General features: G+C 65.7%; 22 protein-coding genes. 5 read left to right on the top strand and 17 right to left on the bottom strand.

Annotation, left to right across the window (positions count from 1 at the left end):
* Positions 1-19 precede the first annotated feature (19 nt).
* The 8 genes from AAFP35_RS22420 to AAFP35_RS22385 form a co-directional block, all read right to left on the bottom strand.
* Positions 20-1033 carry a poly-gamma-glutamate biosynthesis protein PgsC/CapC gene (locus AAFP35_RS22420; RefSeq protein ID WP_419223868.1) on the bottom strand — a complete coding sequence of 338 codons (1014 nt, stop codon included), beginning with the start codon at positions 1031-1033 and terminating at the stop codon, positions 20-22.
* Positions 1034-1035: 2 nt separating this feature from the next.
* Positions 1036-2379, bottom strand: a complete 1344-nt coding sequence (gene pgsB / locus AAFP35_RS22415; RefSeq protein ID WP_419223867.1) for a poly-gamma-glutamate synthase PgsB — start codon at positions 2377-2379, stop codon at positions 1036-1038.
* Positions 2376-3227, bottom strand: a complete 852-nt coding sequence (locus AAFP35_RS22410) for a hypothetical protein (RefSeq protein WP_419223866.1) — start codon at positions 3225-3227, stop codon at positions 2376-2378. The genes pgsB and AAFP35_RS22410 overlap by 4 nt, the downstream gene beginning before the upstream one ends.
* Positions 3190-3336: a hypothetical protein gene (locus AAFP35_RS22405; RefSeq protein ID WP_419223865.1), complete on the bottom strand. Its 147-nt coding sequence runs from the start codon at positions 3334-3336 to the stop codon at positions 3190-3192. Before AAFP35_RS22405 ends, AAFP35_RS22410 begins: the two co-directional genes overlap by 38 nt.
* Entirely contained in the window at positions 3329-4411 is a 1083-nt protein-coding gene (locus AAFP35_RS22400; protein ID WP_419223864.1) for a hypothetical protein, read from the bottom strand. The genes AAFP35_RS22405 and AAFP35_RS22400 overlap by 8 nt, the downstream gene beginning before the upstream one ends.
* A 660-nt stretch (positions 4412-5071) precedes the next feature.
* On the bottom strand, positions 5072-6364 hold the full coding sequence (locus tag AAFP35_RS22395) for a beta-mannosidase (RefSeq protein WP_419223863.1): 1293 nt from the start codon (positions 6362-6364) through the stop codon (positions 5072-5074).
* A 108-nt stretch (positions 6365-6472) separates the two neighbouring features.
* Entirely contained in the window at positions 6473-7891 is a 1419-nt protein-coding gene (locus AAFP35_RS22390; protein WP_419223862.1) for an acyl-CoA reductase, read from the bottom strand.
* Positions 7888-9237 carry a hypothetical protein gene (locus AAFP35_RS22385; RefSeq protein WP_419223861.1) on the bottom strand — a complete coding sequence of 450 codons (1350 nt, stop codon included), beginning with the start codon at positions 9235-9237 and terminating at the stop codon, positions 7888-7890. The genes AAFP35_RS22390 and AAFP35_RS22385 overlap by 4 nt, the downstream gene beginning before the upstream one ends.
* A 111-nt stretch (positions 9238-9348) precedes the next feature.
* On the opposite strand from AAFP35_RS22385, the gene AAFP35_RS22380 reads away from it, so the two are divergent.
* The 3 genes from AAFP35_RS22380 to AAFP35_RS22370 all read left to right on the top strand — a co-directional run bounded on the left by AAFP35_RS22380 (position 9349) and on the right by AAFP35_RS22370 (position 11776).
* Entirely contained in the window at positions 9349-9996 is a 648-nt protein-coding gene (locus tag AAFP35_RS22380) for a TetR/AcrR family transcriptional regulator (RefSeq protein ID WP_419223860.1), read from the top strand.
* A 28-nt stretch (positions 9997-10024) separates the two neighbouring features.
* Positions 10025-10900: an SDR family NAD(P)-dependent oxidoreductase gene (locus tag AAFP35_RS22375; protein WP_419223859.1), complete on the top strand. Its 876-nt coding sequence runs from the start codon at positions 10025-10027 to the stop codon at positions 10898-10900.
* A gap of 150 nt (positions 10901-11050) precedes the next feature.
* A complete protein-coding gene (locus AAFP35_RS22370) occupies positions 11051-11776 on the top strand; it encodes a DUF427 domain-containing protein (RefSeq protein ID WP_419223858.1) in 726 nt (241 codons plus the stop codon).
* 25 nt (positions 11777-11801) lie between these two features.
* Here AAFP35_RS22370 and AAFP35_RS22365 read toward each other — a convergent pair whose 3' ends face one another.
* The 6 genes from AAFP35_RS22365 to AAFP35_RS22340 all read right to left on the bottom strand — a co-directional run bounded on the left by AAFP35_RS22365 (position 11802) and on the right by AAFP35_RS22340 (position 17101).
* On the bottom strand, positions 11802-12686 hold the full coding sequence (locus tag AAFP35_RS22365) for an acyl-CoA thioesterase (RefSeq protein WP_419223857.1): 885 nt from the start codon (positions 12684-12686) through the stop codon (positions 11802-11804).
* Positions 12687-12831: 145 nt separating this feature from the next.
* Complete coding sequence (locus tag AAFP35_RS22360) at positions 12832-14052, bottom strand: winged helix DNA-binding domain-containing protein (protein ID WP_419223856.1); 1221 nt, start codon at positions 14050-14052, stop codon at positions 12832-12834.
* A gap of 80 nt (positions 14053-14132) precedes the next feature.
* Complete coding sequence (locus AAFP35_RS22355; protein WP_419223855.1) at positions 14133-14996, bottom strand: AraC family transcriptional regulator; 864 nt, start codon at positions 14994-14996, stop codon at positions 14133-14135.
* 138 nt (positions 14997-15134) lie between these two features.
* Entirely contained in the window at positions 15135-15698 is a 564-nt protein-coding gene (locus AAFP35_RS22350) for a dihydrofolate reductase family protein (protein ID WP_419223854.1), read from the bottom strand.
* Positions 15699-15753: 55 nt separating this feature from the next.
* A complete protein-coding gene (locus AAFP35_RS22345; RefSeq protein ID WP_419223853.1) occupies positions 15754-16731 on the bottom strand; it encodes an arabinofuranosidase in 978 nt (325 codons plus the stop codon).
* Positions 16732-16819: 88 nt separating this feature from the next.
* Positions 16820-17101: a putative quinol monooxygenase gene (locus AAFP35_RS22340; RefSeq protein ID WP_419223852.1), complete on the bottom strand. Its 282-nt coding sequence runs from the start codon at positions 17099-17101 to the stop codon at positions 16820-16822.
* Positions 17102-17175: 74 nt separating this feature from the next.
* Between AAFP35_RS22340 and AAFP35_RS22335 the strand changes: the two genes are divergently transcribed.
* Positions 17176-17970, top strand: coding sequence for an SDR family NAD(P)-dependent oxidoreductase (locus AAFP35_RS22335; RefSeq protein ID WP_419223851.1), 795 nt, complete (start codon positions 17176-17178; stop codon positions 17968-17970).
* Between the two features lie 31 nt (positions 17971-18001).
* Here the strand turns inward: AAFP35_RS22335 and AAFP35_RS22330 are convergent, their stop codons facing one another.
* Both AAFP35_RS22330 and AAFP35_RS22325 read right to left on the bottom strand, forming a co-directional pair.
* On the bottom strand, positions 18002-18493 hold the full coding sequence (locus tag AAFP35_RS22330) for a peptide-methionine (S)-S-oxide reductase (RefSeq protein WP_419223850.1): 492 nt from the start codon (positions 18491-18493) through the stop codon (positions 18002-18004).
* Positions 18494-18586: 93 nt separating this feature from the next.
* A complete protein-coding gene (locus tag AAFP35_RS22325; protein WP_419223849.1) occupies positions 18587-19021 on the bottom strand; it encodes a VOC family protein in 435 nt (144 codons plus the stop codon).
* A gap of 53 nt (positions 19022-19074) precedes the next feature.
* Between AAFP35_RS22325 and AAFP35_RS22320 the strand changes: the two genes are divergently transcribed.
* The gene (locus tag AAFP35_RS22320) at positions 19075-19488 is read left to right on the top strand and encodes a DUF3788 family protein (protein ID WP_419223848.1); all 414 of its coding nucleotides are present in this window, start codon (positions 19075-19077) and stop codon (positions 19486-19488) included.
* Positions 19489-19607: 119 nt separating this feature from the next.
* Here AAFP35_RS22320 and AAFP35_RS22315 read toward each other — a convergent pair whose 3' ends face one another.
* Positions 19608-21188, bottom strand: a complete 1581-nt coding sequence (locus AAFP35_RS22315) for a DUF222 domain-containing protein (protein WP_419223847.1) — start codon at positions 21186-21188, stop codon at positions 19608-19610.
* Between the last annotated feature and the right edge of the window lie 81 nt (positions 21189-21269).

The following is a 21269-nucleotide window of genomic DNA, read 5'->3' as shown; positions in this document are numbered from 1 at the left end:
GAATCGAATCCTCTCGTCGTCACAGCAACCCGGCTGCGATACCCGCTGCGGCAAGGAAATTGGTGCCGGCGTACACGCCGACGGCCGTCAGCGCCGATCCCCAGGCGGTGCGTTCCCACCCTTGCCGCTGCGCGTCGTTCGCCAGGAGCGCCGGGACCATGAGGGTCGCCACGGTGAGCCCCCGCCACGGGATGTAGTCGCCGTCTGTGTACCAGGTGACCAGCAGTTCGGCGGTCCAGCTGACGATCGCGCCCACCAGGACCATGGTCGACAGTTTGCGTCGGCCGAAGATCAGCAGCCGCGGCATCAACAGTTTGACCACCACGAACCACGTGATCACCGCGACGACGACGGCGAACACGATGTCGGGCCACCGTGGACTCACCAGGGCCAGATAGGCGCCGGTGATGAATCCTCCCGATCGCAGCCCGAGCTTCGCGAACACCAGCATGCCGACCGCGACACTCAGCGCGACGGCGAGCAGCAGCAGTTCACGCGGATACCCGAGCACCGACGCCAACTGCACGGTGTCATTGCTGTCGGAGCCGGGTGCGATCGACATCAACGACGAGAACAGCAGCAGGAAGACGATCAGGATCAGCGTGGTCACGCCGATCGCCATCACCGTCCGCAGCGGCTTCTGCCTCGACATGTCGTGCGCGATGATGCCGGGCACCAGGAATCCGATGCCTGCCAGCGCGAAGTACATGGGATCGTAGTTCCCCGCCGCGCCCGCGACGATCGTGCAGATCAGGATGAGCACCAACCCGACGAGCATCTCCCACTCGAACTTCCTGCGCCCGTACAGGATCAGCTTCTTGGCGAGTAGCACACTCACCACGAGATAGGTCAGGTAGCCGACACCGACGGTCACGGCGATCGCAAGCGGCGCCATCACACTCAGTGCCAGGTAGGCCGGCACGATCGCACCACCGGTGGTCAGCTGGACACGCTCGTAGAAGAGCATGCTCAGCACGACACCCATCACCAGTGCGACGCGCACGACCTCTGGGGCGAAGTCGTACTCGAACACTCCTACCCGGCCTCCACTTCCCGACCGGCAGGTGCAGGCACACGTCCGTGATGCGCGCCCGCACGCCGCAACCGCGACACCCCGATCGACGCGCGACGTGGATCACGGGACTCGTCGATCTCGCTTCTGTGGTCGGCACCGCGGAGTTCGGCGAAATGATCGATCAGCAGTTCCGCCTGATCGGTGTGGATGTTGATCATCCCGACGAGAACCCCGGCGGGACCGTCGATGAGGTCGGCGACCGTGTCGAGGATCTGATCGAGCGTCGGCGACACCGTCTCGCCCCTCTGATGGATCCGTTCACGCCCGTAGCCACGTTCCACCATCGTCTTGGTGACGGTCTCCTCATAGGCACCGAAGGTGATGACATGGTCCAGATACCCGGACAGATCGTCGGGAACCATGTGCGCGAACAACTCTGCGCGACGACCACGATCCCGGCGGTTGTTGAGAATCCCGATCACGGTCGCGTCCGGCGGGAACTGCGCCTGCAGCGTCGCGAACGTCAACGCGACACTCTCCCGATCGTTGGCCGCGAACATCGGCACCCACAACACCGATTTGCCCCGGACGTCGTAGGACCGCAATCGGACCACGCCCACGTCGGGGACCGACTTCCACATGCCCTCCAACGCGGCCTGCCTGCTCACCCCCGCCATGCGGGCGATGGCGAGCCCGATGGCGACGTTCGACTTGAACTGGAGATAGTCGAAGCCGCGCATGTCCTCGTCGTCGACGTCGTCGGGGTCTGCGTAGATCAGGCGGCTGCCACGTTCCTCGGCGCGTTTCCGAAGTCGCTCACGCAGATACTCCCGATCCTCGGCGGTGATGACGATCCCACCGCGCGGGATGGTGACGGCCATCGAATCCGCGATCTCCTCGAGGGTCTCCCCCATCTCCTCCTGGTGGTCTTCACGGACGTTGGTGATGATCGTGACGTCCGATCGAACCATGTACTCCTGCGAATACTCCTGGTACAGGGGGCGTACCGCCATGCATTCGATGATGAGCGCCTCCACATCGCCGACGATGTGCTCGGCCACCACATCGATCTGTTCGTTGATGTTGGCCGCACCGCGCCGGAAGATCGGGGTCTCCTCGCCACGTGGCCCGATCACGCGCGCGGCGCTGCCTGTGGTTTTCGCCACCGTGACGTAGCCGCCTTCGCGCAGCACACCGCCGACAAGGCGGGTCACCGTGGACTTTCCGCGAATGCCGTTGACGTGCACACGCATGTCGAGCTGCCGCAGTCGTCGGTGATGCCCGCGGATCGACAAGCGCCAGTAACACAGAAGCGCACCCGCGACCACGACGAGGATCAGCAGCCCTACCGCCGCCCTCGTCACCCGATCACCTGCGCTCCCAGCATCGATCGCGCCTCGGCGATCATCGCGTCGCCGTCTGCGGTCGACTCCGACAGGAACGCCAGACCGGCGGTCACCTCCGCACAGTCGGCGACGCCACGTCTGCCTCCGGTCGCCCGGTCGGTGAACGACGATCGCCCGGCCGCGTCCACCAGTGGCCCGACCACGCTCCAGGCGCCGACGGCGTCGGTCTCGGGGAGGATCGCGCCGAACTCGTCGGCCGTCAGCGCGAAGGGTACGTCGGATTCCCGCAACAAGCTCTCCACGAGACGCGCCACTGCGCGCCGAACCGATTGCTGTGCAGTCTCATCCAGCCCGTCGTCGGTCACCCGGACGTTCACCATCAGCAACGCCAGGGGGCGGCGGTGGACGCGTGCCCGGGCGATCTCGTCGTCGAGACGTGGCCGCGCGCGTTCGACGGCGAGCAGTCCCAACGAACCGAACACCGGCGCGGCTTCGGTCTCGACCGTGTCCGCACCTCGCACCAGTTCTCGTATCCGGCTCCCGACCATCCCGGCCGCCCACCCGAGCACCAGCAAGGCCACCGCGATCGTGACGGCCAACATGAACTGATCTCGGTTCCACACTCCCACAAAGCGTTTCGCGGACACCGCAGCAGCGGCCGCGATGAGTCCGACCACGACGCCGACGAATCCGTCGGCCATCATCCCGATCACCAGGCACACCACCGCGCACGCAGGCACCAGCACCCGTAGGGGACCCGATTCCAGGCCGCCGAGCAGTCCCGCCGTGATGGTGAGAACGAGACACAGTCCGACCCCGGTGTGCAGTTCAGTCCAGCCCCGAGTCACCTGCCTGGCCCTGCTCATCACCCTCCTTCCCCTTCCAGCGAAGGTGGGCGACGAAGAAGCCGACCACGAACACCCCGGTGGCGATCACGCCGTGAACCGCGGGTTCCACCCACGCGGCGTCAGCCATTCGCGATCGCCCAGCGCACCGACATGGTGGTTCCGTCGGGACCCGATGCTGCTCGCACGCCGTTACCCGACACCACGGTCTCGTTGCCGTGCAGTCGGATTCCCGCCGCTGCCGATGACGGCCTGGTCTTATCGACACTCGCCACCGCACGTGCCAACTCGCCGGCCGACATCGTGCAGTCGTCGGACGTCACCACGAAGACGGCCATGTCCGATTCGACATGCAACTCCGCGCGCACCACACCGGATCCGGTGTGGTCGAGTGCCGCGCTCACGATGTGGGTCACTGCCCGTTCCACCGCGAACTGATCGCCGACGATCGGCAAGACCTTTTCTCCCAGAACACTTTCGATACGATCGTCGCCGGTCACGAAACTCGCTTCGCGCACCGCGCGGTTGATGGCATGGCGCACGTCGAACTGCCGGGCCGTCTCGGCGCGGTGCGCTGGTGTACCCGCCGCTTCCACCACCGATGCGAGTCGTCGACGCGACGTCGCGGCGTGACGATGTAGTCGCACATCGTCGCTGCGATCGGCGAGGTCGGCCAGCGAGTGCACCGAGTTCGCCAGCATGTCGAGGTCGTCGGCCAGGTCCGATCCCGATGACTGTGCCGGCACCGCACTACGCTCGGACAGCTGTGTGGCGAGCAACCCGGACAACTGGGCGAGGTGGGCCAGATCCTCTTCTGCCCAGTCACGTTCGCGTCGGTCGGCAACACACAACGTGCCCAGAACCCTACCGTCGCCGTCCTGCAGCTCCCGCTCCGCGCGCGACACGACCCCGGCGATGTCTGTGGTCGTCGCCGGCCGCGAGCGCTCCCGGTCGATGGCCCCCTTGACGATCTCGGCCCCCGATTCCACGACCGTGACGAACGCGACGGGAGCGTCGAGAGCGGAGGCAGCGAGACGCGCCACCGATTCGCAAAACGGGTCGGAATCCGCGTCGACCGGGGCCGATGCCGCATCACCGACCAGTTCCGTGTCGATCTCCATCGTGACCGCACCGCGGGTGCCGGACGTGGCCTGATCTGCGATCCGACCGTCCGTGTCGTACAAGTGCTCCGTGGTGGCCGTCATTACTCCCTCTCAGCGATAGGTGAGTCGAGGACCGTGTCCCCCGACCCGGTGCGACCACACCGTAAACATGCCGAGATGAACGGCGAAAGAACACGCGAAGGCATGTCCGTAGCCCGCAACCCTCGACCTGATCGGTCGACCCAGTCACTCGAAAGCACCTCAGAGGCTTTGCTTTTCACCGTCTGACCACGAGCTTTGGTTACGGGGATGTTTCAATCGGGCAACAACCGGACTCCGACATTTCGGACATGGCGCCGGGCGTGATTCGGACCCGGTGAAAAACGTCACCGCCGCAGAAATCGGGTGAGACACAGCACCCGAATCCCACTCGGGGATGGCGTGTCGTGCCGTCGGTGTGCTTCCCGTGCTCCACCGGTCGCACCGACGGCGGACGTCAGAATCTCCTTGAGCGCAACGAATTCCACGAGAATCGAGACGGACGCCATCGAACGCCGCAGACCCTCGCGACAGCAACCAGAATTCCGCCGAGAGCAACCGGATTCTCATCGACGGAAACCGGCCGGCGGCCCACGATCGCCCCGGCGATGTCGCCGTGGGTCACCGAATGCTCAGGCCACTCGGGCGAGGAGGTTGCTGTGAGCCGAAATCCGGTTGCTGTCAGCGATGTCGAGGTTGCTGTCGGCTGAAATCCGGTTGCTGTCAGCGCCCGGCGCGACCCGAACCGCTGGAGCTTCCCGAGCTCCCCCAACCCCCCGAGCTACCGAAGCCGCCCGAACTGCCAGAGCTGCCGGAGCTGCCCGACGAGCCAAGGTCGGCCGAACCGTTCCCGTCAGGATCCGGATCCGGAGCAGGCGTCGGCGGATCGACGTCACCGACGGTGTTGTACTTCGCAAGCACCCCAAAAAGCGGATCGCCCGGCCCCACATCGTAGGTGCAGTCGTCTTGGCGTGGGTCCGGAACGAATGCCCACAGGAGCGCGCCCGCGGTTCCGGCCAGGCGTTGTCCCCCGATCTTGTTGTCCACGTCTGCAGCTCGCTGAGTGTGCGTCGCGCAGGGTGCTCCCGCACCCTGACCGATCTCGCTCACCAGGATCGGTTTGTCGAGGTCCTTGGCCTGGTTGATTCGGGCTTGGAGTCCGTTCCATTCGTCCCCCGGCAGCGGGATGCCGTCCGCGCCGTAATCGTGGTATTGCAGGAGATCCACATTGACCGAGGCGTTCACGTACTCGTATTCGCCTCCGGCGCTTCCGCACTGACCGCCACCGATGAGACCGGTCGTGATCAGTTCGTCCGGTGCGAGCCGTCTGATGACCGCACCCGATTCGTCGAAGAACGTTCGCAGCACCGTCGCCGCATCGGACGGGCAGTACGCGACGTCCCAATTGCACACGCTGAACTGCCCGACCGAACAGACACCTGGTTCGGGCTCGCCGACGGTCTCCCAGGCAGCGATGGCCGGCGCATCCCGATACCGCGTCACCACCTCCTCGATCCAGTCCTTGAACGACGACGCGAGTCCGTGTGCACTCGTCTTCCATCCGTCGACGTACCAGGAGTGCTGTTTGTACTGTTCGTCCTCGCACGCACCGTCTTGAGCGGCCATCACCGGGATGAGCTTCTGATCGTGTCGAGCCGCGGCCTCGAAGACAGCGTCGACCGACCTCCAGTCGCGCTTGCCGGAGTTCTTGTTGGTTGCCAACGATTCAAAGACGTTGAATCGCGTCAACGACTTCGGCGGCAGCAGGTCGAAGTACTCGTCGAGGTCGACCTGGGCACCGCAGCCTGCGTTGATCGCCCAATTCGTGGCCAACTGGTAGGCGTTCATCCCCGCGGGCCACCACGGCTGCCCGTCGAGGGTCAGCGTCGTGCCCTTGGTGTGGACCCCACCGGCTTGAGCGTGCGCGGGGGCCGCGACGAATCCGGCCGCGACGGAGGCGACCAGTGCGACCAATGCAGCGCAGAACAAGTGCCGCCGGAGATGTGCGGACCTCATGCGCTGACGATAGCGGCGACGCACAGCCAGCGAGGCGCAATCATGAAACCGTGATGTACTGACGTGGATTGCCTCGCCTACGGTCGGGCGGACGAGCGAGGCGCGGGCTCACCCGGCCGCGCTCGGCGCCACCCCGTCCTCGTGCGCCATCCAGTGCACGAAGCGGTGCAGCGGGTACATCGCGTCGTGCGGGTTCCCAATCGTGCTCGGGCCGGCGTCACCGAGACGGACGACGCGCTGCACCCCGCTGCTGGCGAGTCGATCCCGATAATCGGCCATCCGTTCGAACGGGAAGAACCCGACGGTCTGCGTGGCGACGTTGACGTGTCTCATCGCATCGTCGAGCGAGTCCACCCGAACCACGTTGGCGATCTTGTTGATCGGATGGAAGTCGACGGGCTCCTCGGAACGGATCACCACGCCCGTCCCGTCGGTGTGGCCCCATACCCGGAACTCGTCGTCGAGCATCGCCAACGTGTCGATCCGGTCCCGCAGATCCATGTCGAGTGGTCGGCGATCACCCGATGCCGCGGCCTTGTCGACGATCCGTTCGTGCAGGCGTGCACAGAAGCGATCCACGTCGTCGGCGTCGGCCTCGACATGGATGAAGCGGCTCGCGACACAGGCTTCCTGGTTGAGGATCATGACGTCGGCGGCGGCGAGTTCGGCTGCGAGATCCAACGTTTCATCGGTGGCGAACGCCTCCCTCCCCACCATCGATATCGACGTCTTGGGATCGAACGACACCAGTTGGAAGCCCGGGCCGAGGTAACGGATCACGTTGTTGATCGCATCGCCACCACCCCACGCGACGATCTTGTCGAAGTACTGCGGGCGGTACAGGATTCGCTCTACGGCGTCATCGCCACCACGCCAGTAGACCGCCGACATCGAGGTCACGACGGGATGGTGCGGATCCATCTCCGCCATGGTCCGCAAGATGGCGACGGTGGTGAACGGATCGCTCGACGACATCTTGAACAGGTTGACGGCCTTGACCATCGCCCCCTGGGCGATCGACTTCACCGCGACCCCCGGCGAATTGCCCGGCAACACATGGATCAGTCGCGGGGCGAACGCCCGGACGAAGCTGCGGCGACCGGTGAAATCCTCCTTGGGTACCCATCCGTCGAGCGCACCGGGGTCGGGGAAGTTCTGCTCGACGATCGTGCGCAGGACACGCCGGTCGAGAAACCCTGCGGCACCGTGAACCTGAGCTTCGAGCACCGACCGCGGCAACACATGCGTCGCGGACATCCGATCGAGGCAGTCGCGCATGAACGGATTCGCGGGGTCACGGATACGGTTCCCGGTCTCGACCAGGAAGTCGATGATCTCGTCGAACGGGACGTCGAGCAGCGGAGGTACCTCGCTGCGTGGCGTGACGGCACGGTCCAGGTCGATCCGGGGCGTCGTGAAGGTGACACCGAGGTCACGGGAGCGGTGCGAGGTGTCGTCGCCCTCGACCAGCTCTCCGCGTAGGAAGAACGGCGCGCGGACGATGGGCGGCGTGTCGACGAGGCTCATGACAGCCCCCGCACGTACGCGTCGACGGTTCCCGCGCAACCGATCTTGTCATCGCCCTTGATGTCGGCATAGCGCGTGATGTTGTTGCGGATCGATGGTCCGGCGGCGCCACATACACAGGGATCGATGTCGAGGCAGATCTTGTCACCGGTGATCACGCCACCCCACCGACCGTCGAGCGACAGGTCGAAAAATGCTGCGCGACCCTCGATCTCGCCGGACTCGTGCGGCAGCAGGGCATCGCCGGACTCGTCGAGCACGAACGGGACGATCCACGGCGGCACATGGTAGCGATCGCCCTGCCGGCATTTGGGCATACCCGAGTTGAGCTCTTGCATCGAGTAGTTCTGGAAATCGCGATTGGCCGGGATGTTGAAGGTCTGATGCACGAACTCCTGATAGTCCGGTGGCAGCTGGGCGCGTTTGAGACCTCCACCGACGTAGATGCAGTTGTCCGGGTGGAAATCCGACGCGGAGTATCCGCGGTCGCGGACGATCTTCGCCAGCTGGTACAGCGAGTTCCACATTCCCGAGATGTAGAGCTTTTCGTCGCGGTACCGGATCAGCGCCTCGGCGCCGTCGATCATCGCGGCATCCAGGGCCTCCTGTCGTTCCTTCGAGATCCGTTCGTAGTCGGCCAGTTCCTCCGGACGCGCGGAGCCGTCGGCAATCTTCTTGCGCAGCACCACCATCGAGGTCAGGGAGCCGACCGTGATCGGCGGCACCGGCAGCCGGTAGCGCTCACGGTCGGGGTCCCCGAACGCGGCGAGCTGCGCACTGGCGATGACCGCGTTCTTCGGTACCGACGCGGTGGCGCCCAGACCCATGATCCGACGGTCGCGGGCGGGTTGCACTCCCGAGCCCCAGGAGAAGACATTGACGGTGTCCTTGCGTGACCACTCCATGTCTCGTTCACTGGCGAGCAGCATCGCGGATTTGCCCGTCGTTCCGCTCGAGCAGGAAACGTAATGTCCGTTGGCCTCGAGCTTTCCGATCCAATCGTCGATGCCGGCGACGTCGTCGGTGTCGATCGGGCTGATCGGATGGGGAGACACGGTGCCCAGCCACTTGCCCAGTCGGTCCCAGCGTTCCTCGATCAGGTAGCTCTCGGGGTAGCTCTTGTAGGCGGTGTGCGGAAAGAGCAGGGGCACCATGTCTTCACGGCTGCGAACCTGCGTGAGTGCGGCGTCACGAGCTCGACGACCGAGGAGTTTGATGCGGTCTCGACGCTCCCGGAAGCGCTCGTCGAGCGCCTCGACCTGCAGATCTCGCAGATCGGCGTGCGAGTGGTCGAAACGGTCCGGGGCATCCGCGGTCTGCATCAGCTTGTCGACGGCTGAGGTCACGGCGACACCTTCTTCCTTCGGCATGATCGGTCGCAATTAATGGGCACTGGCATGTATCATTCTTACCGTGAGCCACATCACGGCACAAGGGCCGAATTCTGCGAGTCCGACATGACGGATCCGTCTCCGTCCGTTCGTGTCCGGGCCGGCAGACCCACACGAGCGCAAGCAGAGGCACGCCACGAGCAACTGCTCGACGCCGCGCTCGATCTGTTTCTCGAGCTCGGTTTCGAACAGGCGACGATCGAGATGATCGCCGCCCAGGTCGGCATGAACAGGCGAACGGTATACGCGCGGTACACCGACAAGGCGGCCCTGTTCCGTGCCGCGGCACAGCGTGCGATCGAACGCCAGGTGGTGCCACCGGAGACGCTCGCAGACCTCGACGAGGGCGACCTGGCCGGCAGTCTGGAAGCGGTCGCCCGACTGCGGGTCGGCCAGGTGATGACCCCCGAAGGCCTTCGCCTCCAACGCATCATCAACACGGAGAGTTTTCGCTTCCCGGACATCCTGTCGGCGTACTACACGCAGAGCACCAAACCGGTGATCGACTTCGTCGCCGGGCTCTTCGATCGCGCCGTGTCGACCGGCTCCATCGCCCCGACCGACACCGCGCTCGCCGCACAGACATTCATGAGCATGGTGGTCAGCGGTTGGGTCCGCAGGATCGTCAGCGGACGCGAACCCACCCCCGCGGAGTTCGAGAAGCGCGTGCAGTTCACCGTCGACCTGCTGCTCAACGGGCTGTTGCCACGTTGAGCCCACACCGAGAGACAGCGAGAGACTGATGACATCAGGCACCGACCGGCCGGTCGCGGTGGTCACCGGCGCCAGCTCAGGGATCGGCAGATCGACGGCACGGAAACTGGTGGCGGCGGGTTGGCATGTCATCGGGGTCGGTCGCGATCCCGTCCGCAGCGCCGACGCCGAGGCGGAGATATCCTCGGCCGCACCGGATTCGGCTTCCTTCACGATGCTGCGAGCCGATTTCGACCTCATGTCCGAGGTCGCGCGGGTCGCCACCGAGATCATGTCGCGCACGGCAACCGTCGACGTGCTGATCAACAACGCCGGCGGCGTACGGGACCGCGTGATCGTCACCGCCGAAGGTACCGAGGCGACCTTCGCCGCGAACCATCTCGCGCCATTCCTGCTCACGCGCGAACTCATGCCTGCGCTGACGTCGCGCGCGGCCCAATCCCCACCGGGTACGGTCCGGGTGATCGCGGTGTCCTCCACCGCACATCGCAGCAGCCCCGGCCTGGACTGGACCGATCTCCAGGGCCTCGGCAAGTCCCGCTACGGCGTGCACTACCTGGACGCGAAACTCGCAAACCTCCTGTACACGAGGGAACTGGCCAGGCGCGTCACCCCCGACGGGATCGTCGCACAGGCCATGCATCCGGGCGTGGTGGCGAGCAACTTCAGCACCCACGCCAACGAGATCATGCAGGCGCACATGGCAGCAGGCGACCAGGTCTCGCCTGACGAACCCGCCGACACGTTGCTCTGGCTGGCCACGGCGCCGGAGGTCGGCCGGGCAGGCGGACGCTACTTTCATCGGATGGCCGAAGTGATCCCGGCAGATGTCGCTCTCGACGACATTGCCGCCGCGCGCCTGTGGGAGGAGAGCGAGAAGTTGCTTGCCTCGCTCGGCCATTGACCGGACCGAGACCGCAGGCGACCACTAGCCTGGGGTACGACATCGGAGGTGCAACGCAATGGGGCCAAGGTACGTCGGCACCGCAAAGCACGTCGGCACCGCAGAGCATGTCGACACCGAACACCACGATCCCGAACGGGGAGGAACACGATGAGTCTGGTTGCCGGACACGGCCCACTGAGCGGGAACCCGGCCGGTTGGTTTTCCGGCGCGCTCCCCGCCGACTTGGTGTTCGTGGAACCACACCCGCGACGCGTCACGGCCGTCCGCGACGGCCGGACCGTCCTGGACACCGAGCGTGCATTGATGGTTCACCGGCCGGGCCAGTTCCTCAGCTATGTGTTCCCGGTCGATGAGGTCCCGGTCGATGAGTTCGGGGGCCTGCCGACCGAACCAGAACCGGAAGCGCCGGGCTACGTGCACGTGCCGTGGGATGCCGTCGACACCTGGTACGAGGAGGGACGCCAACTCGTCTACTACCCGCCCAATCCCTACCACCGCGTGGATTGCCGACCGACGACGCGGCGCCTTCGGGTGGACATCGGCGAGGTGACGTTGGTCGACACCACGGACACCGTCATCGTCTTCGAGACCTCCCTGGAACCGGTCCTGTACGTCGATCCTGCGCACGTGCGCACCGATCTGCTGCGCCGCAGCGAGCTGTCCACGTACTGCAATTACAAAGGCGCATCCACGTACTGGATGGCCGTCGTCGGCGACACCGTCGTCGAGAACGTCGCCTGGAGCTACGAGCAGGTGTTGCCGGAGAGCAGTGCCATCGCGGGGTATCTCAGCTTCGAACCGACCAAGGCCGAGGTGCTCGCCGAGCTTCCGGCGCGGGCCCGCGACTCCGTCGACTGTGGGTGCGAAACCTGACCGCCGCCGTGGGGCGTGCAGACGGTCAGAGCCTCGCGTTCGACTCGACCGCGGAGTCGGATGCACGCAGCGGGCGGATGAGACCGTCCTGCACGAAAGACGCCAGCAGCGCACCTGCCTCGGTGTGCACGGTGCCGCGTACGTAGGACATACCCGCACCGACCTGGGTGCTCTCGTGTGTGTAGAGGATCCATCCGTCCCAACGGACCGGTTCGTGAAAGCTGACCGCGATGGTCATGGGGGCGGTCGACACCGTGAGATGCGCTTGGCTGGTGCCGATCCCGGCGTGTGCCCGCATGGTGGTGGAGATTCCCAGGTGGCCGGTGAAATGCGCCAGCAATGCCTTCGCCAGGTCGTCCCGCTCGGGTACCGGATCGTATTTCAGCCACGCATGCAGCTCGGGCGGCCCGACCTCGTCCGGACTGTTGACCTCCGCGACATCCACGAGGCGCACCTCGCGACCGTGCAACGGCATGCGGGCGGCGAACGCCTCGGCCGGCGTCGCCACCTCGGGACGTGGGAGGTGATGGGTGATCAGATCTGCCGTCGGCACGTCCGCGAGTACAGTCACGGTGACGCATCTCTTGCCGTTCTGCCCCGCGGCGACGACGGCGGTCGCGGTGGAACGCCCCTCGTGGACGACGTCGATGTCGAAGTCGACCGGCGGCCCCACGGTCACCGCCCGAGCGAACACCGCCTGCGCCGACCGCACAGACTTGTCCGGAAACCGTTGTGCGACCGCGACGATCGCCTGAGCGAGAACCTGCGTGCCCTCGACGACGACCCTGCCGTGTTCGCCGGCGATGCCTGTTGCGCCGGTGAATCGATCGGTGTCCACGCGCGTGACGTCGAACAGATCGAGCAACACCTCGAGTGACCATGGCGTGTCGTTGGCAGTCGTGGTCGTCATCGTTCTCCCCTCGGTTCACCACTCGCGACCGTAGGGCGTAACGCTACTCGATTGTGGCTGCGCCGATGCGGCTTTCGTGGACGGATGAGCACTTCGGGCAGAGGGGTAGTCCGGGCAGAGGAGGAGTCCGGGCGGTTTCTCGACGTCATGCGCCGGCTAGCTCGACGGACACCGCCGACGCCCCGCGCAGCGGCGCGATCGTGTCGGCTTCGTCGCGAATCCCCTTTTCCTGGCGGCGCGTCAGCGCACCAAAGGGTTCGACGCGCACGGTCAGGGTCCGCCCGCTCTTGCGGGGGCGCCAGGTCCCGACGATCTCGCCGTCGACGAGGACTGTTCCCGGATCGCCGCTGCGCTGCCACACCTGGCGGTGACGGCTCTTGTCCACGATCGTCGTGCGGTCCCGTAGCTGCGTGTACGGATCTCGCGGCGGGAGGAGCCGAACCCCCTGTGGCAGCGAGGCCGCGCGCATCGCGTCCACGTCGTCGGCGAGCATCCACGCGGTGGTGTTCCGTCCAGTGCCCTCGACTGCGACCGGCACCATGTCGTCGGCGAGCAGATCCCACCACGGACCGGCATCCCCGGATCGAATCCCGAGCCACGTCGCGAAAGCCGCACGCGTGGAAGGCCCGTACGTGTGCAGATAGCGTCGGAGCAGTTCGCTGCGGGCAGCCTCGGGACTCAGCGACGGGATCGGCTCCGACAACCATTCATCGGTCAGTACGAAGGGTGCCTTGTTCTCGATCCGAGGAGCAAAGCACAGGACCTGCTGCAGGGTGAGGATGCGAACACAGAAGTGCACAACCGCCTCCCCGATCGGTTGCCCGGGCGCATGGGGGCCTTCTTGTTCCCACACGTCACGAGCGCTCGGCGACAACCGGTCGGCGACACGCGCCGCGACCTCGACGCCGAGTTGGTCGATGGCCAGGCGTCGGCCGCGCAGGACGGCGCGCACTGCCTCATCGACGAGCCCGACGGTGTCCGCGATGCTCATCTCGAGCCGATCGAGTGACTGTTCGACACCGAGGATGAATCGCCGGGTGGCGCCCTCGGTCGTTGGCAACACCCCGGTGGTGAACACCGCGGCCTCATCGGTGGGGACCAGATATGGCGAGCCACGCATACACCAGGTCAGCAGCAGACTCTTGTCCTCGTCGACGGCGGTGGCCAGTCCTGCCTCCGTGACTCCGTCAAGGCGTGCGTGCACTGCCAGCAACGCGGATCCCGGTGGACTGTTCTGGATTCCGCACGCGCCGACGGCAGCGGCCTGCCGCTGCCGTGGTAACCGGTCGGCCAGATGGTGTGTGCCGAGCCGGAAAGCAACGACCTGCTCCCTGGCGAACTGCTCCTTCGTGACCCGCTCACCCATGCCGCCAATGTATCTGCGTCGCACCGCCGACCGCGGATGTCGGCGATCGCCGAGTCGGACGCAGCCCTGCCACCCGTCTGTCAGGCGCGCTCCACCGGCATCCAGATCTCGCACACCGCATGCGTTTCGGTCAGTTCGAGATACCGCAGGATCGTCGGTCCCGGACGCAGCCGCCAGGGATTCGACGGAAACCACTCGGTGGCCGTCGCCGCCCATGTCTGCTGCAGCGCGTCCGGGAACGGTCCGCTCGAATGGAACGTCACCCAGGTCCCCGCGTCCACCGGCATCGTGTCGAGGTCCGCGGGGACCGCAGAGTCGGTGCTCACCGCCACCCCATGGAGGTACGTGATCGGAGAACCTTCCGGCGCATCGGGCTCCTGCCCCCAGGTGACCGCCAGGATGCCGCCGGGCTCAGTGTCGCCGAGTCCCTTGAGACGCAGGTGTTCCTCCGGTGCGATTGACGCGATGTGGTCGGCGATGTGCGGGTTGACACCCTCGTAGATGAGCGGCACCTGTGCTGAGTGACCGGCGAGGACGAAGGTGGGGCGTTCGCTGATGGAGACATCCATGGGAGAGTTTCCTTCCACGCTCAGCCGAAATCTGAGCATCGGTTGTGTTCTGAGCGGGCCACCATGGGTGCGCACATCCGACGGACTCGCACCGTGCACGGACCGAAACGCGCGACCGAATGCCTCCGCCGAGGAGTATCCGTGGCGAACGGCGATGTCCAGCAGACCGAGGTCGCTACTGATCAGATCGGTTGCCGCCAACGTCATCCGACGACGGCGCATGTACTCCGAAAGGGGCATCGTCGCCAACGCGGCGAACATCCTCCGCAGGTGATATTCGGTCGTCCCGTGGTCACGGGCGAAGCCCGCAACGTCGACGGCGTTGTCGGTCCGGCTGTCGACGAGTTCGACGAGAGCATTGAGTGTGCCGATCATGGTGGCCCTCCTTCGCCTTCGATACTGGCGGGCGCAAGGCCGATGCCGCCCGACAATCGCGGTCGGAAACGATCGGGTGCAGGTCGGGCGGGAAACCGATGCCTACCGGACGTCAGGCTCTCGGCATACAGCCGGACGTCAGCGGGGTGAATAGCGCAGCAGCGCGGTGCCGTTGTCGAAGATCTGGTGCTCGACGAGACGCAGGTCGAGGCGCACGTCATCAGGGAGCGCGCGAAGTCCACCGCCGACGATTTTGGGGACGACAAAGAAATGGAAATCACCGACCATGCCCGCCCGGATCGCCGGCGCGGCCACCGTGGGTCCGAAAATCTCGACCGTGCCCGTCGCGTTGTCGACGATGCGCTGCAACTCGTCGAGCCCCAGATCGGGCACGAGTCGGTCACGATCGGAGCCGAGATCGGCGGCGGTGAGCGTCGACGACGCCGCAATCTTGTCGATCGCCTGCCAGCGACGCGCGAATTCCTGTTCGGCCGAGGACCATTCCTCGCCGTCGGGTGCGGAGTTCCAATACTGCATCAGCAGATACGTCTTGCGACCCAGCACCTCGACGGACACCTCCCCCATCCGAGCGACATGGGCGTCGAACACCGACCCGTTCGGGGCGGACCACTGGAAATCGCCGTCTGCGTCGGCGGCGTACCCGTCGAGGGATATCGTCGCGGTGTATCCGAGTGTTCCCATCTGCTGTCGACCTCCTCTGGGCCCACGTCGCGCGTGATGCCCTACTGATTCACCGTCACGCGGGTTCGCGCATCACCCCGACATGACGCACCTTCCCGGACATCCCGGGCAGTTCTTTCACCGGCGTCCAGGTGCGCAGACCGTCGGTGCTGTCGGAGTACAGGTACTTGCCCCTGGTGTAGGCGTCGAGGTACAGCCGCCACGCACCATTCGGCAACCGGACCACAGATGGGCCTTCCACGAACGAACCCCAGGGTCCGGGCCTCACGAAGCGGTAGGGTCCGCCCAGCGACGATGCGACCGCATGCTGGATGACCTTCCTGGTCTCGTTCTTGGTGAACGCGTGATAGGTCGCGCCCACCTTCACCACGGTGGTGTCGATGTGGTCGGCTCCGATACCGGCAAGCGGGACGGGCGGGCTCCACAGCCGCAGCGACGGATCGAGCGCGGTCATCAGGTACGGGACGAACCCACCTCCGGTCGACATCGACAGGATGATGTTGACCCGACCACCCTCGACGAACCATTCGGGCGCCCATGCCTTGGTGGTGAACGGCGACAGCGACGGCCCGTCGCTCGATCCGGCCGAACCGGAAGAGCCCGGCGGGCTCGACGAGCCGAAACCTCGGCCGTCCCCGGTCCCGGGCAGCAGGGCACAGCAGAACGGCACGGGCCAATTCCCCAGGAATGCCCAGTGAATTCGATCCCGGCTACGGGCGAAGCCGACATTCGCCCCGTCCGCGGTCGTGTAGGTGACGTAGTACATTCCGTCGGTGTTCCGGAAGATGCTCGGATCGCGCACCAGGCCGGACGGCGGCCGGTAGGCCGAGGACCGGACGAGTTCGAATCGAGTACCGTCCCCCGAGCGGTAGACATCCATGTCGCGCGCACTGGTGTTGCTGAACGCCACCATCGTGTACCGCCATCCGGCCTGCGGTGCGGCATTGCCGATGCCGTGGCCCGAGACCACCACTCCTGCGACAGCCAGGATCGCGATGGTCGCACCGAGGAGGGATTGCCTGGTGAGGATCACCGATGCAGTATCGGTGACCGCCGGCGTGGTCCAAGCGGTTTTGACGAAACTCTCACCCGGTCGTCGCCGGTGACCCGGTTGTGTGCCGTCACCCTGTGCCGTGAACGGTGTACCTGCGCTCGATCCCGGACGTGGCGATCCCCCAGTCGCTGACTGCAACTCGCTGCTGGTGCGCCTCGAACGCGGCGGCGTCGACGAACGTCTCGTCGACCTGCCAGACGTGCGGGTCGGACGTACGGACCACGTCGAATGCGAGACAGCCAGGCTCGGCGCGGGTCAGTTCGATGTGGCCGGGTAGATGTCGCGCGACCGCATCCATCTCGTCGGCGTTCGCGCAGACCAACTGTCCGCGCAGCACGACCTGGTTCATCGCATCATCATCTGTGCGCGGATGTCCCCCGGACAAGCCGTGTCCCCCTGTACGTCCCGGGTACCGTCGCACCCATGAGGATCGATCTGACCGGCAAGAGTGCCCTTGTCACCGGCTCGACGCAGGGAATCGGGCTGGCCATCGCACTGGGCCTGGCCCGCGCCGGCGCACGCGTGGGTGTGAACGGTCGCAGCGCCGAACGGGTCGAGACCGCCATCGAAGAGATTCGTCGCAGCGCACCCGACGCCCAGGTGGTTTCCGCCGTCGGCGACGTCACGGACACCGACGGCGCCGATCAGGCGGTCGATGCCGTCGGTTCGGTCGACATCCTGGTCAACAACCTCGGCATCTTTGGCGCCGAGGCCGCGCTGGAGATCGACGACGCGCAGTGGCGTCGTTATTTCGAGGTCAATGTGCTGACCGCGATCCGGCTGATCCGGTCGACGCTGCCCGGCATGAAAGACCGTGGTTGGGGACGGGTGCTGACCATCGCGAGCGATTCGGCGGTGGTGATCCCCGCCGAGATGATCCACTACGGCATGTCCAAGACCTCTCTGCTGGCGTTGTCTCGTGGTTTCGCCAAGGAGGCCGCGGGAACCGGGGTGACGGTGAACTCGGTGATCGCCGGACCGACCCACACCGGTGGTGTCGAGGACTTCGTCTACCAGTTGGTGAGCCAGGATCTGCCCTGGGAGCAGGCGCAGCGTGAGTTCATGCGCCTACATCGTCCGCAATCGCTGATCCAACGTCTCATCGAACCGGAGGAGATCGCGAACATGGTGACCTACCTGGCGTCTCCGTTGGCGTCTGCGACGACGGGCGGCGCCCTTCGGGTCGACGGTGGGTACGTCGACGCCATCCTGCCGTGACCGGCGTGGACGTCGGGCGCCCACATTGACGTCAGCTGCGGTATTTGGTCAGCAGTTCCTGCGGGAGGTGGCATGAGTCCTCGGGAAATCGCTCGAGCCGATCCTGATGCTCTTCGGCACTGCGCACGTAGTTGGCGAGCGGAAGCACCTCGACGGCGATGCGATCGGCGTCGCCTCTCGCGTCGATGAAAGCCTGTGCCCGTTCGAGATGCGTCGACGTCTCGGAGTACACGCCGGTGCGATACTTCTCGCCGACGTCGGGCCCCTGGCGGTTCACGCTGTACGGGTCGATGATTTCGAAGAGGTACGTCATCAGCTGCTCGATGCTCACGGTCGCCGGATCGAATCGCGTCCGCACGCATTCGGCGTAGCCGTCATAGTCGCTGTCGATGGACGTGCTGGTGCCGTTGGCCCGCCCGGCTTCGGTGAACGTCACCCCGGGCAGCGTCGCGATGAAGGCCTGCACTCCCCAGAGGCAGCCGCCCGCGATATAGATTTCTTCGGTTTCGCGCTCGACGTCCATGTGCCGATCGTACGACCGGCCTCAGGCGACCTGACCGACCGGCGACGTGAGACGTGAGACGTAGGCGGTATGTCGTCGGCTCTGGTTCTGCCGTCAGCTCTGGAGTTCCTCCGCGAGCATGACGATGATCCCGCTGGGGCCGCGCACATAGGTGAGCTTGTAGATGTCTCGATAGTTGGCGACACCCCGCAGCGGGTGGCAGCCGTGTTCGGCCGCCACGGCGAGGGCGGCGTCGATGTCGTCGACCGAGAAAGCGACGCGATGCATACCGATCTCGTTGGGCAGGGTCGGTGCCGTCGCAATCGCCTCGGGATGGATGTACTCGAACAGTTCGATGTGCCCTTGGCCGTCGGGCGTCTCGAGCATCGCGATGTTGGCGTGGTTGCCGTCGAGTCCGACGGCGGTGTCGGTCCATTCACCGCTGACGGTGTCTCGGCCGATCACGGTGAGGCCCAGGTCGACGAAAAAGGCGATCGTCGCCTCGAGATCGTCGACGGCGATACCCACGTTCTCGAGCTTGATGGCCATGCACTACACGCTAACCGGTCGGTCAGGTCGCCCCCGTCCATACGATGGACCTCATGGGTACCGCACTGTCCGACCCCGACGACCCGCCCACCCAAGAATCGATCGGCGAGACGCTCGGACCTGCTGCAGGTGCATGGTCTGCATTCACCCAGACCCTCGCGGACAACGATGTCGTCGCAGAGTGGCGCCACTTCCGTGACGGCGGCTGGCTGTTGAAGGCCACCAGGGGACGAAAGACGGTCGCGTGGGCGGATATTCACGACGGGTTCTTTCGCGTTGCCTTTCATTTCGCGGAGCGCCTCCGCCCCGCACTGCTGAGCAACGAGACATTGTCCCGGGACCTCCGCCGCCGGATCGCCGACACACCGCCACGAGGCAAGCTCGTCAGCATCGCGCTCGACGTCCAGGATGTCGACGACCTCCCCAACGTGGCTTCTGTTCTGAGCGCCAGACTCAGCCTGCGCTGACGCGCTCCTGTTCTGAAGGCCGGCCCAGCCTGAGACGACCGTGTGGGCACCCCGCACGGTCGTCTCAGGTCGTCTGCGATTCGGGTTGTCGGCGGTTCAGATTTCAGCGGTTGAGCACGTCAGTGTTTGAGGTCGTCGGCGGTGATCCGCTGTACCGAGTACCCCGATGCGATCAACCGCGGAACGCGGCGGCGACGAACATTGCGGGGCGGCCCGGTCCCCGGGACGGAATCTGTTGCCGCAGAACCCGCCCGGCCGGCACCGACCGTGTTCTCACGCAGACGACGCGCGAAAACCTCCGCCGCCTGCAGGTGACGGTTGATCCGCGCCGGCAACACCGGCAACTGACCACTGGTGTTGCGCTGCCACGCCGGGCGCCCCGCATCCCGACCAGACTTGACGATATGGGTGGCGTACTGGCCCGGCCTCGTGCCGACCTTGCCGTTATGGGGTCGACACGCCCCAGCCAACTCGATGACATCGGTGTACCCGCCATCGGCCCAATCATCCTCAGCATGATGAATCTCGACCCGCGAAGCCGGGGTGGCACACTCCGGCGCCGAACAACCCCCACCATCACGAGCCATGATCATCATCCGCTGAGCCTGATTGGCCAACCGCGCCGCCCGACCCAAATACAACGGCTCGGCCGTATGCTCGGCAAACACCGCCAAATGCGCCTGCGCCCCTGCCGCGAGCTCGATGACATCGGAGATCGGCAACACCGCCCCCGACGCCGTCTCCCCCACCCCCGCATGGGCACGTAACTCGGCGTCGGTGATCTTGATGATCAGATGCGGCGGCAATCCCCGATGCGATGTCCCCAACACCCCGCCATCAAGCACCGCCCGCAGCAACGCCGTCAACGCGTCATGATTGCGCTGCCCGGGTGTCCGCATGTCGCGGTCGGCGGCAGCTTTCAAGGCCTCGCGGTCGGCGTCATCGAGGTGACCGTGCGGGGAGTGTTCGTCGGCGGGATTGTTCATTCCCGGCGCCGCCCACGCATCGAGCACCACATCCAGCATCGCCCGGGTGATCGGATCCAACTCGGCGGTCAACCGACTCATCTTCGCCGCATCCTGCCGACCCACCGTCACACTACGGCGACGTTTCCGGTCGGCGTCGTCGGCGAGGTCACCATCCGGATCCAGATGCGCCAACAGCCGCTCCCCCAGGCGGGTCAACTGTGACGGGGTGTGCTCGCGGGCATACCCGGCCATCTCCCGCTCAGCCGCAGCAGCAAGCTCAACTGGTACTGCGGCCGGGATCTTGTCCAACACCGCCAGCACCGCCGACACATGCGCGGTGCCGATAGCGCCGTCTGACCAGGCTTGCGCCACATGCGGATACCTCGTCGGCACCTGCTCACCCGCTAGCGAATACGTCGGCAGCAACGCTGCGATCTGCCGACGCCGCACCCCCGGATCGGTGATCCGCAACCGCGACACCAAAAAATCTGTGAATCGGGCGAACCCCTCCCGGGCGACCACACCACGCTCATCGCAGTCGACCAGACGCCGCAAACCGACAAACCCCAACCGCCGCACAGCACGCTCATGCGCCTGCGCAACACCAACAATCTCCGAATACGACGCGCTGGTCGTATCGACCGCGCTGATCCGGTCGATCAACTCATCGAGCTGACGATAGAGGTCAACAACCTCAGACACCTGCTCGCCAGCAACATGATCGTCGGTCATCACACCCCCCGTGTTTCGAACTCGTGTTCGAATATACGCCGGTCCGAGTGGACTTGGCAAGGGGTTTGCGCGGATTGCCGA

It is taken from the genome of Gordonia sp. CPCC 206044, from assembly GCF_048537895.1.
GTDB lineage: Bacteria > Actinomycetota > Actinomycetes > Mycobacteriales > Mycobacteriaceae > Gordonia.
The sequence above is the reverse complement of the archived record's forward strand: the minus strand, read 5'-3'. Positions and strand labels throughout refer to the sequence as shown.

Excerpts from the sequence above, each read along its gene's own strand:
- AAFP35_RS22400 (WP_419223864.1), bottom strand. The coding sequence starts at position 4,411 with ATGACGGCCACCACGGAGCACTTGTACGACACGGACGGTCGGATCGCA.
- AAFP35_RS22330 (WP_419223850.1), bottom strand. The coding sequence starts at position 18,493 with ATGGACGTCGAGCGCGAAACCGAAGAAATCTATATCGCGGGCGGCTGC.
- AAFP35_RS22360 (WP_419223856.1), bottom strand. The coding sequence starts at position 14,052 with ATGGGTGAGCGGGTCACGAAGGAGCAGTTCGCCAGGGAGCAGGTCGTT.
- AAFP35_RS22380 (WP_419223860.1), top strand. The coding sequence starts at position 9,349 with ATGACGGATCCGTCTCCGTCCGTTCGTGTCCGGGCCGGCAGACCCACA.
- AAFP35_RS22355 (WP_419223855.1), bottom strand. The coding sequence starts at position 14,996 with ATGATCGGCACACTCAATGCTCTCGTCGAACTCGTCGACAGCCGGACC.
- AAFP35_RS22370 (WP_419223858.1), top strand. The coding sequence starts at position 11,051 with ATGAGTCTGGTTGCCGGACACGGCCCACTGAGCGGGAACCCGGCCGGT.
- AAFP35_RS22365 (WP_419223857.1), bottom strand. The coding sequence starts at position 12,686 with ATGACGACCACGACTGCCAACGACACGCCATGGTCACTCGAGGTGTTG.
- AAFP35_RS22335 (WP_419223851.1), top strand. The coding sequence starts at position 17,176 with ATGAGGATCGATCTGACCGGCAAGAGTGCCCTTGTCACCGGCTCGACG.
- AAFP35_RS22325 (WP_419223849.1), bottom strand. The coding sequence starts at position 19,021 with ATGGCCATCAAGCTCGAGAACGTGGGTATCGCCGTCGACGATCTCGAG.
- AAFP35_RS22375 (WP_419223859.1), top strand. The coding sequence starts at position 10,025 with ATGACATCAGGCACCGACCGGCCGGTCGCGGTGGTCACCGGCGCCAGC.
- AAFP35_RS22315 (WP_419223847.1), bottom strand. The coding sequence starts at position 21,188 with ATGACCGACGATCATGTTGCTGGCGAGCAGGTGTCTGAGGTTGTTGAC.
- AAFP35_RS22350 (WP_419223854.1), bottom strand. The coding sequence starts at position 15,698 with ATGGGAACACTCGGATACACCGCGACGATATCCCTCGACGGGTACGCC.
- AAFP35_RS22395 (WP_419223863.1), bottom strand. The coding sequence starts at position 6,364 with ATGAGGTCCGCACATCTCCGGCGGCACTTGTTCTGCGCTGCATTGGTC.
- AAFP35_RS22410 (WP_419223866.1), bottom strand. The coding sequence starts at position 3,227 with ATGAGCAGGGCCAGGCAGGTGACTCGGGGCTGGACTGAACTGCACACC.
- AAFP35_RS22390 (WP_419223862.1), bottom strand. The coding sequence starts at position 7,891 with ATGAGCCTCGTCGACACGCCGCCCATCGTCCGCGCGCCGTTCTTCCTA.
- AAFP35_RS22320 (WP_419223848.1), top strand. The coding sequence starts at position 19,075 with ATGGGTACCGCACTGTCCGACCCCGACGACCCGCCCACCCAAGAATCG.
- AAFP35_RS22405 (WP_419223865.1), bottom strand. The coding sequence starts at position 3,336 with ATGGCTGACGCCGCGTGGGTGGAACCCGCGGTTCACGGCGTGATCGCC.
- AAFP35_RS22340 (WP_419223852.1), bottom strand. The coding sequence starts at position 17,101 with ATGAACCAGGTCGTGCTGCGCGGACAGTTGGTCTGCGCGAACGCCGAC.